The organism is Myceligenerans salitolerans (genome assembly GCF_017349295.1).
GTDB lineage: Bacteria > Actinomycetota > Actinomycetes > Actinomycetales > Cellulomonadaceae > Myceligenerans > Myceligenerans salitolerans.
Map to the genome: position 1 here is coordinate 12,613 of NZ_JAFMPK010000041.1, position 14,602 is coordinate 27,214.

Consider the following 14,602-nt stretch of genomic DNA (forward strand, 5'->3'; position numbering starts at 1 on the left):
ACAGCACTCATGACGATCAAGCACACCACCCCCGCCGAGACCGGCGCCGGACTGCTGGACGACGTGCGCGACACCGTGGCCCGGTGGGCACGGCTGGACCAGGACGACGCGGGCGCGGTCGCGCTGTGGGTCGCGGCCACCCACGCCCCCGAGTGCTGGGCGCACGCCCCGCGCCTGCTGGTCAACGCCGAGCGCGGCGGCTGGCGATCCAAGCTCATGGGCGCCCTGGCCGGTCTCGTGCACAAGCCCATGACCACCGCCACCGCCGCCCCCCTGGCCGTGCTGCGCGCGGTTGACGCCCGAGGCGGTCTGGACGACCCGCCCACGCTGCTCGTGCACGACTGGCCGCCCCAGTGGCGGCGCATGGAGCTGTGGGCGCTGCTGGGCGGAGGGTTCCACCGCGAAGCCCACACCCTCACCTACGACGCGGCCGAGGGCACGGTGCGGCGGCTGTCCAACTACGCCATGGCCGCCATCTTCGGCCCCGTCCCGGACTACGTCACCGACCAGGGCGTGACCGTGACCCTGCGCGCCACCGCCCCGGCCGGATACCGGCCCCGCAACCGCCCCGGGTGGCACGTCCTGACCGACCTGCACCACCGCCTGAACGCCTGGACCGACGACCAGCACCTCCGCCTCATGACCGCAATCCCCGTCTCGCCCGTGACCGACCGCGACGCCGACGTCTGGGCGCCCCTGCTCACGGTCGCCGACACCGCGGGCGGGCACTGGCCCACCACCGCCCGCGCCCTCGCGACCGCCCACGCCGCCAAGGAGGACCGCCGATGAACACCCCCAGCCCGCTGGAGCGCGCCGCCCGCGCCGCCTACACCCGCCCCGACTCCACCATCCCGTGGGAGCGACGCAGCCCGCGCCGTCGCGCCTACTGGCGCACCGTGACCCGCCGCGCCCTGGACACCGCCCTGGACCCTGCCGAGCTGGCCGACCTCCTCGGCCGCCGTCACCGCGACATCGGACCCGACGCCCACGCGGGCGGCTTCCGGGAGCACCTGTGCTCCTGCCGCCGCTGGCCCGCCCCGGCCGACCCGGACACCCCGGCCGCGTTCGCCGCACACCAGGCCGCCGAGCTGCGCGCCCACGTCCTGGCCCCCGTCGTCTGCGTGGTCCCCGAGGACGACCCTGGCCGCGTCTACGGGCAGGGGTACGGCGGCGGCTGGGACGACGAGGGCACCGCCGCCGAGGCCGCACGCACCGCACGCGACCACGGCAACACCGGGAACGACGACGAGACGGAGGACCGCTCATGAGCGCCACGACCCCCACCCCCGCCCCTTTGGTTCAGCCGGAGCCGGACATGGACGGTGCCGCGCTGCTGGACGAGGTGCGCGAGGCGATGTCGCGATACATCATCCTGCCCTCAGACGAGGCCATGATCGGAGTAGTCCTGTGGATCGCGGCCACGCACGCGGTCCCGGCCTGGACCCACGCCACGCGGCTGGTGATCTGGGCGCCGGAGAAGGCGTGCGGCAAGTCCCGCCTCATGCAGCTCATCCGCGCTCTGTGCCACCGCGAACTCATGGCCGTCAACGTGTCCTCGTCGGCCGTCTACCGGGCGATCTCCGGGGCGAAGTCGGACCCGCCCACGCTGCTGCTGGACGAGGCAGACACCGTGTTCGGTGCCAAGGCGTCCGGGGATGAGGACCTGCGCGGCCTGCTGAACGGTGGGTTCGAGCGCGACGCCTACGCGCTGCGGTACAACGCCGCCAAGGACGACCTGGACAAGCTGTCCACGTTCTCCATGGCCGCCCTCGCGGGCATCGGGCGCATGCCCGCCACGATCGAGGACCGGGCCGTGGTCATCAGCATGCGGCGCCGCAAGCCCGGCGAGACCGTCGCCCCCTACCGCAAGCGTCGCGATGGCGAACCCCTGGACCGCCTGCGCGTGCGCCTGAACCGGTGGGCGCGCGCCAACATGCGCGCCCTGGAACTGGCCACGCCTGACATGCCGATCGAGGACCGGCCGGCCGATCTGTGGGAGCCGCTGATCGCGGTCGCCGACCAGGCAGGCGGGCACTGGCCCGACGCCGCACGCAAGGCCGCCGTGAAGCTCACCAACGCCCGCGACGAGACCGCCAAGGCATCCGAGACCACCCAACTGCTGCGCGACATCCGCGCAGCGTTCGACGACGCGCACGCCGAGGCGATGCCCTCGGCCGTGCTCCTGGCCCGGCTCAACACCGACGAGGAAGCCCCCTGGGCCGACTACGGCCCCAAGGGGCTCACCGGCCACCGCCTGGCCGCGATGCTGCGCGAGTACGACATCCGCGCCCGCGTGCTGAACCAGTCCGGCGGGCAGAAGCGCGGCTACCACCGGGCCGACTTCGCCGACACCTGGGAGCGGTACTGCCCCACGAACCCCGAGACCGGGACCGGCACCCAAGTGTCAGAAGTGTCAGAGCGTCAGCCCGACACCGAAACCCCAAGTCAGACCCACTAAACCGGGCTGACACTTCGCTCCGCACCAAGTGTCAGCCCAAAAAACACGCGCTGACCTGCGGTGACGTATGCCCGCTGACACTTTGACACTTCTGACACTTACCCCGCCCGACCGCGCAAGGAGACACCCCGCGATGAGCACGCCGACCGACATCCGCACTGCGCGGAACCGCCGGACCGACGACACGACGAACGGAGCCGCCATGCCCGACGAGTACCTGACCACCGAGGAAGTCGCCACGTGGCTCAAGGTCGCCGCCTCCACCGTCTGCCGCTGGCGCCTGGCCAAGAAGGGACCCCGCGTGACCTGGCTGTCCCCCACCCTCCCGCGCTACCGCCGCTCCGACCTGCTCGCCTGGCTGGACGAGGTGGCCGCCTGATGAGCGTCATCAAGCACGGCAAGCGCTGGCGCGCCAAGCTCAAGGACGGGCGGATCGACGTCGCGTCCAAGGTCTTCGACACCAAGACCGAGGCCAAGGACTGGCTTCGCCGGGAACAGGCCGCCCTCGCGGGCGGCCTGGACCCCCGGGCGGGCAAGGAGCGCGTCCGCGTCGCCCTCGACCGCTGGCTGACGATCCGCAAGACCACCGTCGCGGACAAGACCTACACCGCTGACGCCGACCTCGCTCGCCTGATGCCTCCCAGCATGCAGAACGTCCACCTGTCGTCAATCTCGGATCGCGAGGTCGCGCGCTCGTTCGAGACGCTGCTACGCAAGGGGCTGGCCGAGTCCTCCGTGGTGCGCTACCGGGCAAGCCTGTCGGTGTTCTTCTCGTGGTGCGTGCGCGAGAAACTGATCGCGTCCAACCCAGTCACGGGCGTCAAAGTGCCCAAGGGCTCCGACGAGGTAGACGAGATGGACCCGTTCACTGAGACCGCCCTGGAGGCCGCTTATCTCATGTGGAAGATGAAAGATGAGCACCTGGCGAACATCCTGCTCGTCATGGGCTGGACGGGGCTCCGCTGGGGCGAGGTCCGCGCGATGCAGGTCGCGAACTTCATGGAGGTACCCACCCCGGGCCTGATGGTCCGCCGCAACCAGCCCGAGGGCGTCAAGGTGAAGGCGACCAAGGGCCGATCCATGCGGCGCGTCCCACTGGCCGATCGAGTCCTGCCGATCGTGCGTGAGTTCACGCACGGCAAGGCCGCGAGTGACCTGCTGTTCACCACGGCGGGCGGCTCACAGGTCTGGCGCTCCACCTCGCTCCGGTGGCTCGACTGGGCCAAGACCGGCCAGGGCCGACGCCTGCACGACCTCCGCCACACCGCCGCATGCCTCTGGCTAGCTCGCGGCGTGGACCCGGGAACCGTCCAGGCATGGTGCGGCCACGAGTCCATCGCGACCACGAACCGGTACCTACATTTCCTCGGCACCGGCGCCCACCGCGCCGGGCTCGACCGCCTCAACAGCGACCCGGGGGGCACCGGGGGGGCACAAACCACGGGCACCGACTCCTGAACAAGCGAAAACCCCCTCTGACGCGAGCCATTCGGCCTGGTCAGAGGGGGTTTTTCTCGGGTGGAGCTAGGGGGATTCGAACCCCCGACCTTCTCATTGCGAACGAGACGCGCTACCAACTGCGCCATAGCCCCGAGTGCTGGAACAGATTAGCACTGCACCGTGCCCCGTCCGCAAATCAAAGCGGGTGGTACGCGCCACACAAGGCCAGGCCACGGGCCGTTCGGCCGTCTGTCCCGCGGCCGAACGGCCCGCCGCGCGGCGGCCCGGGGATCCGTCACACGGCGGGCCCGAACAGCCCGGCGATCATCCCGCCGCGCGGCGGCGCGCCAGGATCTGATCGAGCGGCTGCGCGAGCGTCTCGTCCCGCACCCGCGGGGTGGGCCGCATCAGCTCTTCCTCGTCGGGGTGCATCGCCGCGCCGGACGACGGTGCGGGCGCACGCTCCGTTCCCGACTCGTCGGCCGTGTCACCGTCGGCGCGAACCCGCTCGGCAGGCCACTCACCTGCCGGTTTGCCGCCTCCGGCCGTCTCGCCGGCGGGCCGTTCCTCGGGAGCCGCAGGCTTCCCGGCCGACGCCCGCATCGCGGCCGCCAGCCGGGCCGAGGAGTCGTCGGCCCTCCCCTGACGGGAGTCGCCGGCCCGGTTCGCACCGGCCCGCGCAACGCCGTCCTGGGACGCGTCGTCGGTGCCGGTGCCCTCCGCCGCTCGCGGTGCAGCAAGCCGGGCCGTCGGTCGCGGCGCTGCCGGCTTGGTCACGTAGGTGGGCAGCGGTACCGGGACGGGATCCCAGGCACCGCCGCCAACACCCTCGCTCTCCTCGCCCTCGGCATCGCCGTCCGGGGCCTCCGCGGCAGGCGCCCCGCTCTCGTCCACGATCCTCGCGCGTTCCGGTTCGGGCACGGTGAGCAGTTCGTCGAGTACGCCGCCCTTCTTCGTGGTGCGCACCACCTCGTCGGTGGCCTCGACCCGAAGGCGGTTGCGCGGCGCGTACGGCCCGCCGTTCGCCAGCGCCCGCGCCTGGGTGGCCCGCTGCCGGGCGGCCCGCCGCGCAGCGTCGATCGCGTCCTCCGTGCGACGCGCGCGCACGGCCGCCCGCCGGCCGAGTGCCAGCGCGCCGAGCAGCAGGGCGGTCGGGGCCGCACCGACGCCCCAGTGGAGCGGCACCGCCACGACACAGGCCCAGGCGGCGAGAGACGCCAGGAGCAGGGACAAGGTCAGCACGAAGCGTCGTCGGGCACGAACGGCCCGGCGGGCACGCTGCTCGGCCAGGGCTCGGCGCTGCGCCGGGGTCTCGACCTCGTCCGGGTTGCGCACGAGCGGAGCCGGGCGCGCACCGGTCAGGCGCGAACCACCAGTCCCGGTCGTCATGGCTCCTCCTCGACTTGGTCCGGTCTGCCCGGTGCGGAAAACGGTGCTGCCGCTCACGGCGACGACACGCAGTCCGCCGGAGAACCGGTCGCCGACCCGTGCCTCCGCGAGCTGTGCACGGTGCCGGATCAGGTGCGGCGCCCAGTACCCCAGCCACAGGACGAACAGTGCCACGACTGTCACCCCTGCGGCCGATTCCACGACACGACGTTAGGGGGTTGTCAAGGCACGTCGCCCGGCGACACGCCCGGGCAACGGGTAGTGCCCGATATGCCCTACGGATCGGTCATGATGCGTGCGGCTCTCCACCATGTCCGACGACGACGCCGCGGGGCGAGCCAATTTCGCACTCCGTCCGGCCGCCGCACCGCCGGGCCACCCCGCGGCGACACGCCTTCTCACAGCCTCCGGCGATCACGCCGCCAGGAGTTCGGCCGGCGGGATGGGGAAGTTCGACCGGAACATGTTCGTCGGGTCGTGGTCGGCCTTGATCTCGCGCAGGCGGGAGAGCGTCGGCTCCGGGAACGCCTCGAGCAGACGCTCCGGCCGGGTGTCGGTGTCGAACGACAGGTACGAGCCGTCCTGGACCGGGGCGATCTCGGCGTCCCAGACCTCGTTGATCCGCTGCTGGGTGGACGACATGCCCGCGACCACGAAGTTCTGGTGCCGGTGGGCGTAGGCCGTGGCACCGGGATCGACGTCGTGCGCCGCGCCGCCGGTCGCGCGCAGCTGCGTGAAGTAGGAGGCTCCCGACGCGACGAGACGCTCGACCGCGCGGCCGGCATCCTGGTCGAGGTGCGTGAGCAGGCCAGACCGGGACGCCGGGCTGCCGCCACCGGAGTGGTGCCGCGACTGCCGCGAGACGACGGCCGAGTAGGGCAGGAGCTGGGCCTGGTGGCCGAGCAGCGGGCCGGCGTCGGCGAGCGTCTCCAGAGCGGCGATCGCGGCGTCCGGGTCGGCATCCGCCCCCTCGGCCGCGTACATGGTCATGAGCTGCGCGACCGGTCCCTGGTCGCGCCGAGCGGGGGCCAGGATCATGAACGACGTCAGCCCGCGCGGCGCCTCCTCCACGGCCGCACCCCACTTCTCGAGCAGCCCGGCCGTGTCCGTCGCGTCGAGCATCATCTGGGAGAACACGACGTCACCCACCTCCCCGGCCTCGATCTCCAACCAGGTCACCACCCCCATGTTGCCGCCCGCACCGCGCAACGCCCAGAAAAGGTCCGGGTTCTCCTCGGCGGAGGTGCGCAGCACCAGGCCCGACGCCGTCACCACCTCTGCGGCCACGACACGGTCGATGGTGAGCCCTTGCAGCCGGCCCAGGAACCCGATGCCGCCGGTGGTGCCGAGGCCGCCGACACCGACCCCACCGTAGTCGCCGGACGTGATCGCCCAGCGGCGCGGCGCCAGGGTCTCGGCGACCTCGCCCCAGGTCGCTCCCGCGCCGATCCGGACGCGGCGCGTCGCCTCGTCGACCACCTCGACGGTGCGCAGGGCTCCCAGGTCCAGGACGATGCCCCCGTCGTTCGTCGACCGGCCGGAGATGCCGTGGCCGGCGGACCGTACGGCGAAGGGCACCTGCTGGCCACGCGACCAGTCGAGGGCGGAGACGATCTCGCCGGCGTCCCGCGGGCGCAGCACGATTCCGGGCGCACCGGCGCGCAGGTAGTTGTGCCGGACCGACTCGTACTCACGGTCGCCGGGCTCGACCGCCCGTTCGGCCAGTTCGGTGGGCAGGGAGCCGTAGTCGATCCCGTCGCGGCGTGCTGCCAGCGCCTTCGCGCCGCGGCGTGCCGACGCCGGCGTCGTGCCGCCGGCTCGCCGGGCGCCGGCGACGGCCTCGCGGACGGCAGGCGCGATCTCACCGCCGAAGGTCTCGATCAGCCGGGGGTCGTCGCCGCTGAGGATGAACGTCCCGATACCGTCCTCCAGTGCCAACCGGGTGAGTTCCTCCACCCACTGCTCCACCGGGCCCTGGAGGAACCCGGAGCTCGTGGCCTGGACCGTGCCGCCGAGGTTGAGCAGGCGGCGGATCTCCGCCGGGTCCCGTCCCGCCCCGGTGGCCGCCTCGTCGATGACGGCGTTGCCGCGCGGCAGGTCACCGTCCTTGAGGTAGGGCAGCGACGGCAGCCAGCCGTCCGCCTCGCGGCCGATCAGGCGCAGCATGCGCGGCTTGTAGGCGCCGAGCCACACGGGGATGTCGTGCGCGGGCGCGGGGCCGCGCTTGGCACCCGCGACACGGTAGTGATCGCCCGGCACCCGCAGCGGAGCGCGCTCGTCGGCGTCCCAGATGCCGCGCATGATCCGCAGCGCCTCTTCGAGGGCTTCCACCGACTCGCCCGGTGAACGGCGCGGTCCGCCCATCGCCACGATCGGGTCCCAGAACCCGCCGGCCCCCAGCCCCATCGCGAAGCGGCCGCCGGACAACAGGTCGAGGCTCGCCGCGGAACGGGCCAGCACGGCGGGCGGGCGCAACGGCAGGTTGAGCACGTTGCCCGACACCGTGATCCGCTCGGTGGCGGCGGCCACCCAGGTGAGCAGTGTCCAGGTGTCGAGGAAGGCCGGCTGGTACGGGTGGTCCTGGAACGTGGCCAGGTCCAGCCCGGCCCGTTCGGTGAGCCGCGCGAGCTGGACCGGCACCTGGGGGTCCGCGTTGCTCGGGGTGAGGAAGGTTCCGAACTGCAGCTCGTGTCCGTAGTCCGTCATGGTGGTGTGCCCTGCGATTCTCTCGGTGGGTCGTCCGGCCCGGATGCGATCGGACGAAGATCATCTGTGTGACAGACGATATCAGTGACAACTCGTCTTGGGCGCAACCGATTCCGGTAGGATGGCCACATGTCCATGTCCACCCGTGCGGACGCCGTCCGCAAGTCGGCCGCCGACGCTCCCCGGCCCTCCGAGCCGAGGGTGGCCGTTCCTGGGCTGGGCCTGAGCTGGTCCCTGGTCGCCCTGCTGCGCGAGTGGAGCACCCTCGTCGAGGCCGCGACCGCCGATCTTCCTCACGGCATGCGGGGTTACCAGGTGCTTCGCGTCGTCGTGCACGACGCGCCGCCCACCCAGGCGTCGCTCGCCGCGCGCCTGGGGATCGACCGGACGGTCATGACCTACCTCATCGACAAGTACGTCGAGTGCGGCTTCGTCGAACGGCAACAGGACCCCGCGGACCGCCGGGCCCGCCGGATCGTGGCCACCACGCGCGGCCGCGAGATGCTGGCCGACGTCGACGTCCGTGTCGCCGGCGCCGAGGAGGACCTTCTGGCCGGCCTGCCGCCCGAGGACCGGATGCGGTTCCGCGACCTCCTGGAACGTGCCGCCCAAGGGGCCACCGAGGACGAGGACCCCTGTGGGGTGGTCGCCCGCGCGGTCACGTCCGTCGAAGGGCGCTGACGCCGCCCTGCGGCGCCGTCTCCCGCCCTGCGCCGCCGTCTCCCGCCCTACCTCTGGCGGGTCTGCTGCCAGCGGGCGAGCAGCCCGCCCGGCATCTCCTCCGCGGTCAGGGCGAACGTGCGGTGGTCACGCCAGTCGCCCTGGATGTGCAGGAAGCGCTCGCGTACCCCCTCGTCACGGAATCCGAGCTTCTCCACCACCCGAAGGCTCGGCTTGTTCTCGGGCCGGATGTTGATCTCGATGCGGTGCAGCCCCAGCACGAACCAGCAGTAGTCCGTCGCCATCGCGACGCCCGTCGGCGTCACGCCGCGCCCGGCGACGTGCTCGGACACCCAGTAGCCGATGCTCGCGGAACACAACGACCCGTAGGTGATCGACGCCACGGTGAGCTGACCGACCAGCTCACCGTCCAGTTCCACGCCGAACGGGAGCAGGCTGCCCGACCGCGCCTGGTTGGACAGCGTGCGCACGTACTCGTGGAACGACGCCACCGCCATCCGGTTCTCGCCGGTCACAGGCGACGTCGCCTCCCACCGCTCGAGCCACGCGGCGTTGTCGGCACGCAGCTGCGACCACGCCTTGCCGTCACGTCGCCGCAGGGGGCGCAGCACGACCACACCGCCCGGGGTGTCCTCCCGCAGTGTCACCGGCCATGGCTTGGACACGGTCCATCCCTTCACGACGAGCCCCGTCGACTCCGACATTCGTTCCTTGCACCCCCAGATACGCCCGCCAACCGGGCGCCGCCGTGCCTGCCTGCAGAGGTCTATCACGACCGGCGGCCGCTGACCTGCCGAAGCCCACTTCACGGGGGCATCCGCGAATCCTGGAACAATAGCGCCATGAAGGGCGCCCAGATTCCGACATCACAGCCTTACCCGGTCCAGGCCGGGATGGAACCAGAGGACGCCAAGGAGGTGCTGCGGCGCGCGATCCGCAAGCAGCGCAACGAGCGAAGCCCGAAACAGCGCGCGCTGGCCGAGTCGGCGATCGCCGATGTCGTCTCGTCGATCCCGGAGGTCCGCGACGCCGCCGTCGTCGGCATGTACGCCGCGCGTGCCGCGGAGCCTGCCACGGGCACGCTGATGGAACTCCTGGCGAGCCGCGGGGCGCGTGTCCTGCTTCCCGTGCTCGGGACCGGGCTGGCGCGTGACTGGGCGGACTACGCCGGGCCCGACGACCTTCTCGAACGCGCGCCCGGCCGGCCGCCGGAGCCCGGCGGTCAGACCCTGGGTCAGGACGCCCTCAAGCTCGCCGACGTCGTGGTCGCGCCCGCCCTCGCCGTCGACACCCGCGGTGTCCGGCTCGGGCAGGGCGGTGGCTGGTACGACCGCGTGCTCACGCACGCCCGCCCGGACGCGAAGGTGGTGGCGATCGTGTTCCCGGAAGAGGTGTACGACGCCGCGGAGCGCCCGCTGCCCTTCGAGAAGCACGACCGCCCGGTCCACGCCGTGGCGACCACCGCGGACTGGCGCTGGCTCACGGCCTGAGCGTCAGCTCCTCCTCCGTGACGGCCTCGACCGCCTCGCGGCTGAACGGCCACGCGAACGTCTCGCCGCCAGCCCACTCCTCCAGCTGGTCGTCGTAGTGGTTCGACGCGGGGTGGCCGGACACACCCGTCACGGTCACCCAGGTCGACGCGTCGAGGTCGGCCAGGTCCACCACCATCCGCATCGACGGTCCGGCCGTCACGTTGAAGCTGCCCGACGACGCGTCCCACGAGGTCGCGTTGACGATCGAGGTGCCGCCGGACACGGGCTGCGGCGCCGGGTTCATGTAGGCACGCACCAGTGACGGGACGCCCTCCCCGCCGAGGGCCGCGTGCTCCAGCTCCAGCTGGTGCAGCATGCCCCAGGACCAGTCCCCCGGGTCCTTGCTGAGCTCGACGGTCATGTCCTGCCGCGCGCTCTTCAGCGCCTGGGTGAGGATCTCGTCACGGCTCTCACGTACCGAGACCGTCGTCTTGTCGTCCCAGAAGGCGTTGTTCTCGTCGTCGAGCATGCCCTGCACGACGGCGAGCCAGCGGTCCCCGCCCTCGGGCCACATGCTCTCCGGCAGTTCGTCCTGGAAGGTCGCCCGCAGCAGGTTCTGCCAGACGGCCGCGAAGTAGGCGGCCGCGGCGGAGTCCTTGTCCATGGTGTGGTCCCAGTCGCGCAGCAGCCGCTGGCCGTCCGAGTCGTAGTCGTCCTCGAGCTCGATCTCCAGCAGCACGGGCACCAGCAGGTCCGCGAACGGGCTCCAGTCGTCGTTCTGGATGGCGGACATGTCCTCGGCGCTGAACAGGCGACCGGAGTCGATCTGCTCCGTCAGGAGGGTCCGGATCCGCTGGGAGCGGAAGCCGTAGTCCCAGTCCCGGGCGAGGTACGGACCGGAGCCGCCGGGCAGTACCGCCTGGTTGGCCGCCACGATGAATCCCTCGCCCGGGTCCTGCGCACGGGGCATGTTCTCCGGCTTCACGTAGCCGGTCCAGTCGTACCGCGCGTCCCAGCCGGGGCGAGGCCACGAGCCGTCGGAACTGACGGGGCCCGGCACCTGCGCGCGCACGGGGATGCGACCCGGCGCCTGGTAGCCGATGTGCCCGTCCGTGGTGGCGTACACGATGTTCTGCGCCGGCACGTCGAACAGGGCCGCCGCCTGACGGATGTCCTCGGCGTTCCGCGCGGTGTCGAAGGCGAAGACGGCGTCCGCGGTACGACCGGGCTCGAGGGCCGTCCACTGCAGCGAGATGGCGTAGTCGCCGAGTTCGGTGCCCTCCGCGGTGGGCGAGTGGACCAGGGCGTCCATGCTCGCCGCGCCCGCCTTGTCGTCGTCGAGCACGTCGGAGATCAAGGGGCCGTGCACGGTGCTGCGGATCGTGAGGTCGACGGGCGAGCCGCCGTTGACCCGGATGGTCTCCTCGCGCTGCTCCAGGTCGACCCACTGGTCGCCGCGCTTGTAGGTGTCACCGCGGACGCGCTCGATGAAGAAGTCCGTGACGTCCGCGCCCATGTTCGTGAGGCCCCAGGCGATGTCCGCGTTGTGCCCGATCACCACCCCCGGGAAGCCCGAGAAGCCGAACCCTGCCGTGTCGAAGGGGCAGCTGTCCGAGACGGTGTTGCAGTGCAGGCCGACCTGGTGCCAGATTCCCGGGGCCTGCAGGCTGAGGTGCGGGTCGTTGGCGAGCATCGGCTGTCCGGTCTCGGTGTACTGGCCGGAGACCACCCACGAGTTCGAACCGGTCCCCTCGTCGCCGCTCGCGATCTGCTCCGGGACGGCGGCGAGGGCGTCCCGCGTCGCCGTCAGGGCCTCGCGCAGGCCCTTGTCGGCCAGCGCCCCGTCGAAGGTGGCCGACGGCGCGCCCTGCGAACCGGAGCCCTCCGCGCCGTCGGTGCCGGTGCCTTCGGTGCCCGTGCCTTCAGTGCCGGTTCCTTCCGTTCCGGTCCCCTCGGCAGCCGTGCCCTCCGTGCCGGTTTCCCCGGTACCCGTGCCTTCGGTGCCGGTTTCCCCGGTTCCTTCGGTGCCGGCGGACTCACCGGATCCCGCACCGGACCCCGCGGCCGACTCCGTGAGGATCGGCCGGTTGCCCGCGGTGCCGTAGTCGGGGAACAGCTGCGCCACCTGGCTCGGATCTTCCAGGGTGCTGTACGCCAGAGCGCGGTCGAGCTCGTCGTTGTAGTTCGATCGCAGGTCCCATGCCATCGCCTTGAGCCAGGCGAGCGAGTCCACGGGATCCCACGGCTCGGGGTTCTCCAGCTCGACCGTCGCACCGAGCACGGTGTACTCCACGCCCAGCTCCGAGGGGGACCGATCCGCGATGTACGCGTTGACTCCGTCCGCGTAGGCGCGCAGGTACTCCTGCGTCCTTGGGCTGGCCAGGTCCAGCTCCTGTTCGGCGACCTGGCGCCAGCCGAAGGTACGGATCAGCTTGTCCGCCGAGATCGCCGACTCGTTCTCACCGACCAGTTCGGCGAGCCGGCCGGCCGTGACGTGCCGCCGGAAGTCCATCTCGAAGAAGCGGTCCTGCGCGTGCACGTAGCCCTGCGCGCGGAAGAGGTCCGTGGCCTCGTCGGCGTAGATGTGCGGGACGCCCTGCTCGTCCCGGAGCACGCGGACGTCCGCCGCCAGCCCTTCGACCTGCACCTCGCCGGAGGTGGCGGGCAGCGCACGGCGCCCGACCGCCCAGCCGAACGTGGTCACCGCTGCCAGCACGAGCACGACGACGACGGCGATCCCGATCGCCAGCTTGCGGAGGCGGCTCATCGCGCGACGCGTAGGCTCGGCGGCCTCGGTCGCGTCAGGTGTGACGGTCTCGTTGGACGTTGGCGCTGACACGCAGGTGAGACTACCGGTACTCGCTGACGCTCCCGAACCGGTACGGGTGGCGCCGCGGCAACGGTCCACCTACCGCGCGGGCGGAAGGTTATCGGGGCCGACGGCGTTATGATTGGCACTCTCAACCCCTGAGTGCCAGAGGAGATCCCGTGCCCACGTACGCGTACCGGTGCACCGAGTGCGACCACGCCTTCGACATCCACCAGGCGTTCACCGACGATGCGCTCACGGCCTGCCCCGAGTGCTCCGGCCGCCTGCGCAAGGTGTTCGGCTCCATCGGCGTCACCTTCAAGGGATCCGGCTTCTACCGCAACGACTCGCGCGGTTCGTCGAAGGCCGGCACGTCGTCGTCCAACGGTTCGTCGAGCGGCTCCGGTTCCAGCGGCTCCTCGTCGAGCGGCTCGACGTCCGCGGGCTCGTCGGGCTCCGCCGGCTCGTCGTCGAGCGGTTCCTCGTCGAGCAGTTCGGCCGGCACGAAGGCCGCCTCGGCCTGAGGGCCTTCCGTTCCGAGGCCGGGCGCCGACACGGACCACAGGGAGCGCCTTCCGCCTGTTGTGCACAGCTCCGCTCGCGGCGTCCGGCGCCCTGGGGAACGCCTGCCTAGCGTCGGGGCATGATCTTTCCCGACGGACTCCTGCGGCGGGACGTCGCCGGTCCCCGTGCCGCCTTCCCGGGCGGCACCCCCGGCGCCCGCGCCACGCCCCGTGGCGGCGCCCCCGGCGCTCGCGCCACGTCCCCTGGCGGCGCTCCTGACGGGCCCGTCACGTCCCGGCGCGGTGCCCCCGAGGCCCGCGCCGCGCTCCGGCTCGCCCGGCGCGCCCGGCGCCTCGTGTGGCGTCACCGCGTCCTGCTGGCGGCCCTCTGCTGCGGGCTCGCCGCCATGAGTGCGGTGCAGGCGCTACGGCCGGCACCGCCGCCGTCGACGCCCGTCCTCGTCACCGCACGCGCCGTGGCCGCCGGAACCCGGCTCACCGGTGACGACCTGGCCGTGCGCGAGATCGCGGAAGACATCGCCCCTCCCGCCGCGCTACGCGGCCCGCAGGAAGCCGCCGGGCTCACGGCGGTCGTCCCGCTCCCCGCCGGCCTGGCCTTGTATCCCGGCGTCGTGTCCGACGGCGGCGTCCTCGCCTCCGCGCCCCATGGCACGGTGGTGGTTCCGGTGACACTCGCCGACGACGGCGTGGCTGCGCTTCTCCGCCCCGGCGACCGGGTAGATCTGCTCGCCCCCGGACCAGGCCATCCCTCGGCGAGCCGGCCCGGGACCACGACGTCCTCGCTCGCCCGGCGAGCACTGGTGCTCCCGACGCCCACCCACCGCGCACCGGAGGCCGACGCGGCCGGTCTGCTCGGCGGTGGGGCCGACCCGGCGCCCGTCACCCTCGTCGCCGTGGCGCCCGACGAGGCACCAGATCTGTCCGCCGTAGCCGGAATGGGGGCCGTATCGGCCGTTCTCGTACCTTGATCGACCTGAGCGAAGCGTCGCGTTCGCCGGTTCCGAGATGCGCCGCGAGGGATTCGCCCCCAGAATTTCCTGCGGGCCCGCAACGCCGGAGCCCCGAGCCGCCGGTGCCCGCCGGAGTCGGCAGACATCCGGAACGACCCCAAGGACCTCCTCGC

At 72.2% G+C, this 14,602-nt stretch carries 13 protein-coding genes and 1 tRNA gene; 9 read left to right on the forward strand and 5 right to left on the reverse strand.

What is annotated here, in order from left to right:
- Positions 1-9: 9 nt before the first annotated feature.
- The 5 genes from J0911_RS20750 (at position 10) to J0911_RS10100 (ending at position 3,916) form a co-directional block, all read left to right on the forward strand.
- The gene (locus tag J0911_RS20750; RefSeq protein ID WP_207275342.1) at positions 10-789 is read left to right on the forward strand and encodes a DUF3631 domain-containing protein; all 780 of its coding nucleotides are present in this window, start codon (positions 10-12) and stop codon (positions 787-789) included.
- Positions 786-1,268: a hypothetical protein gene (locus J0911_RS10085; RefSeq protein ID WP_207275343.1), complete on the forward strand. Its 483-nt coding sequence runs from the start codon at positions 786-788 to the stop codon at positions 1,266-1,268. Before J0911_RS20750 ends, J0911_RS10085 begins: the two co-directional genes overlap by 4 nt.
- A complete protein-coding gene (locus J0911_RS10090; protein ID WP_207275344.1) occupies positions 1,265-2,458 on the forward strand; it encodes a DUF3631 domain-containing protein in 1,194 nt (397 codons plus the stop codon). Before J0911_RS10085 ends, J0911_RS10090 begins: the two co-directional genes overlap by 4 nt.
- A gap of 133 nt (positions 2,459-2,591) precedes the next feature.
- The gene (locus J0911_RS10095; RefSeq protein ID WP_207275345.1) at positions 2,592-2,837 is read left to right on the forward strand and encodes a helix-turn-helix transcriptional regulator; all 246 of its coding nucleotides are present in this window, start codon (positions 2,592-2,594) and stop codon (positions 2,835-2,837) included.
- Complete coding sequence (locus J0911_RS10100) at positions 2,837-3,916, forward strand: tyrosine-type recombinase/integrase (protein ID WP_207275346.1); 1,080 nt, start codon at positions 2,837-2,839, stop codon at positions 3,914-3,916. Before J0911_RS10095 ends, J0911_RS10100 begins: the two co-directional genes overlap by 1 nt.
- A 61-nt stretch (positions 3,917-3,977) precedes the next feature.
- On the opposite strand, the gene J0911_RS10105 is transcribed toward J0911_RS10100, so the two are convergent.
- From J0911_RS10105 to J0911_RS10115, 3 genes are all read right to left on the reverse strand, one after another.
- A tRNA-Ala gene (locus J0911_RS10105) sits at positions 3,978-4,050 on the reverse strand.
- 172 nt (positions 4,051-4,222) lie between these two features.
- Positions 4,223-5,461, reverse strand: a complete 1,239-nt coding sequence (locus J0911_RS10110; RefSeq protein ID WP_207275347.1) for a hypothetical protein — start codon at positions 5,459-5,461, stop codon at positions 4,223-4,225.
- A 240-nt stretch (positions 5,462-5,701) separates the two neighbouring features.
- Positions 5,702-7,993: an LLM class flavin-dependent oxidoreductase gene (locus tag J0911_RS10115; protein WP_207275348.1), complete on the reverse strand. Its 2,292-nt coding sequence runs from the start codon at positions 7,991-7,993 to the stop codon at positions 5,702-5,704.
- Positions 7,994-8,122: 129 nt separating this feature from the next.
- Between J0911_RS10115 and J0911_RS10120 the strand changes: the two genes are divergently transcribed.
- On the forward strand, positions 8,123-8,674 hold the full coding sequence (locus J0911_RS10120; RefSeq protein ID WP_242636553.1) for a MarR family winged helix-turn-helix transcriptional regulator: 552 nt from the start codon (positions 8,123-8,125) through the stop codon (positions 8,672-8,674).
- A 47-nt stretch (positions 8,675-8,721) separates the two neighbouring features.
- On the opposite strand, the gene J0911_RS10125 is transcribed toward J0911_RS10120, so the two are convergent.
- Positions 8,722-9,378 carry a GNAT family N-acetyltransferase gene (locus tag J0911_RS10125; protein WP_207275349.1) on the reverse strand — a complete coding sequence of 219 codons (657 nt, stop codon included), beginning with the start codon at positions 9,376-9,378 and terminating at the stop codon, positions 8,722-8,724.
- 138 nt (positions 9,379-9,516) lie between these two features.
- Between J0911_RS10125 and J0911_RS10130 the strand changes: the two genes are divergently transcribed.
- Complete coding sequence (locus J0911_RS10130; protein WP_242636554.1) at positions 9,517-10,164, forward strand: 5-formyltetrahydrofolate cyclo-ligase; 648 nt, start codon at positions 9,517-9,519, stop codon at positions 10,162-10,164.
- Here J0911_RS10130 and J0911_RS10135 read toward each other — a convergent pair.
- Entirely contained in the window at positions 10,154-12,985 is a 2,832-nt protein-coding gene (locus J0911_RS10135; RefSeq protein ID WP_372434864.1) for a penicillin acylase family protein, read from the reverse strand. The genes J0911_RS10130 and J0911_RS10135 overlap by 11 nt on opposite strands.
- A gap of 149 nt (positions 12,986-13,134) precedes the next feature.
- Between J0911_RS10135 and J0911_RS10140 the strand changes: the two genes are divergently transcribed.
- Both J0911_RS10140 and cpaB read left to right on the forward strand, forming a co-directional pair.
- Positions 13,135-13,479, forward strand: a complete 345-nt coding sequence (locus J0911_RS10140) for an FmdB family zinc ribbon protein (RefSeq protein ID WP_207275350.1) — start codon at positions 13,135-13,137, stop codon at positions 13,477-13,479.
- Between the two features lie 119 nt (positions 13,480-13,598).
- The gene (gene cpaB / locus J0911_RS10145) at positions 13,599-14,447 is read left to right on the forward strand and encodes a Flp pilus assembly protein CpaB (RefSeq protein ID WP_207275351.1); all 849 of its coding nucleotides are present in this window, start codon (positions 13,599-13,601) and stop codon (positions 14,445-14,447) included.
- Positions 14,448-14,602 lie beyond the last annotated feature (155 nt).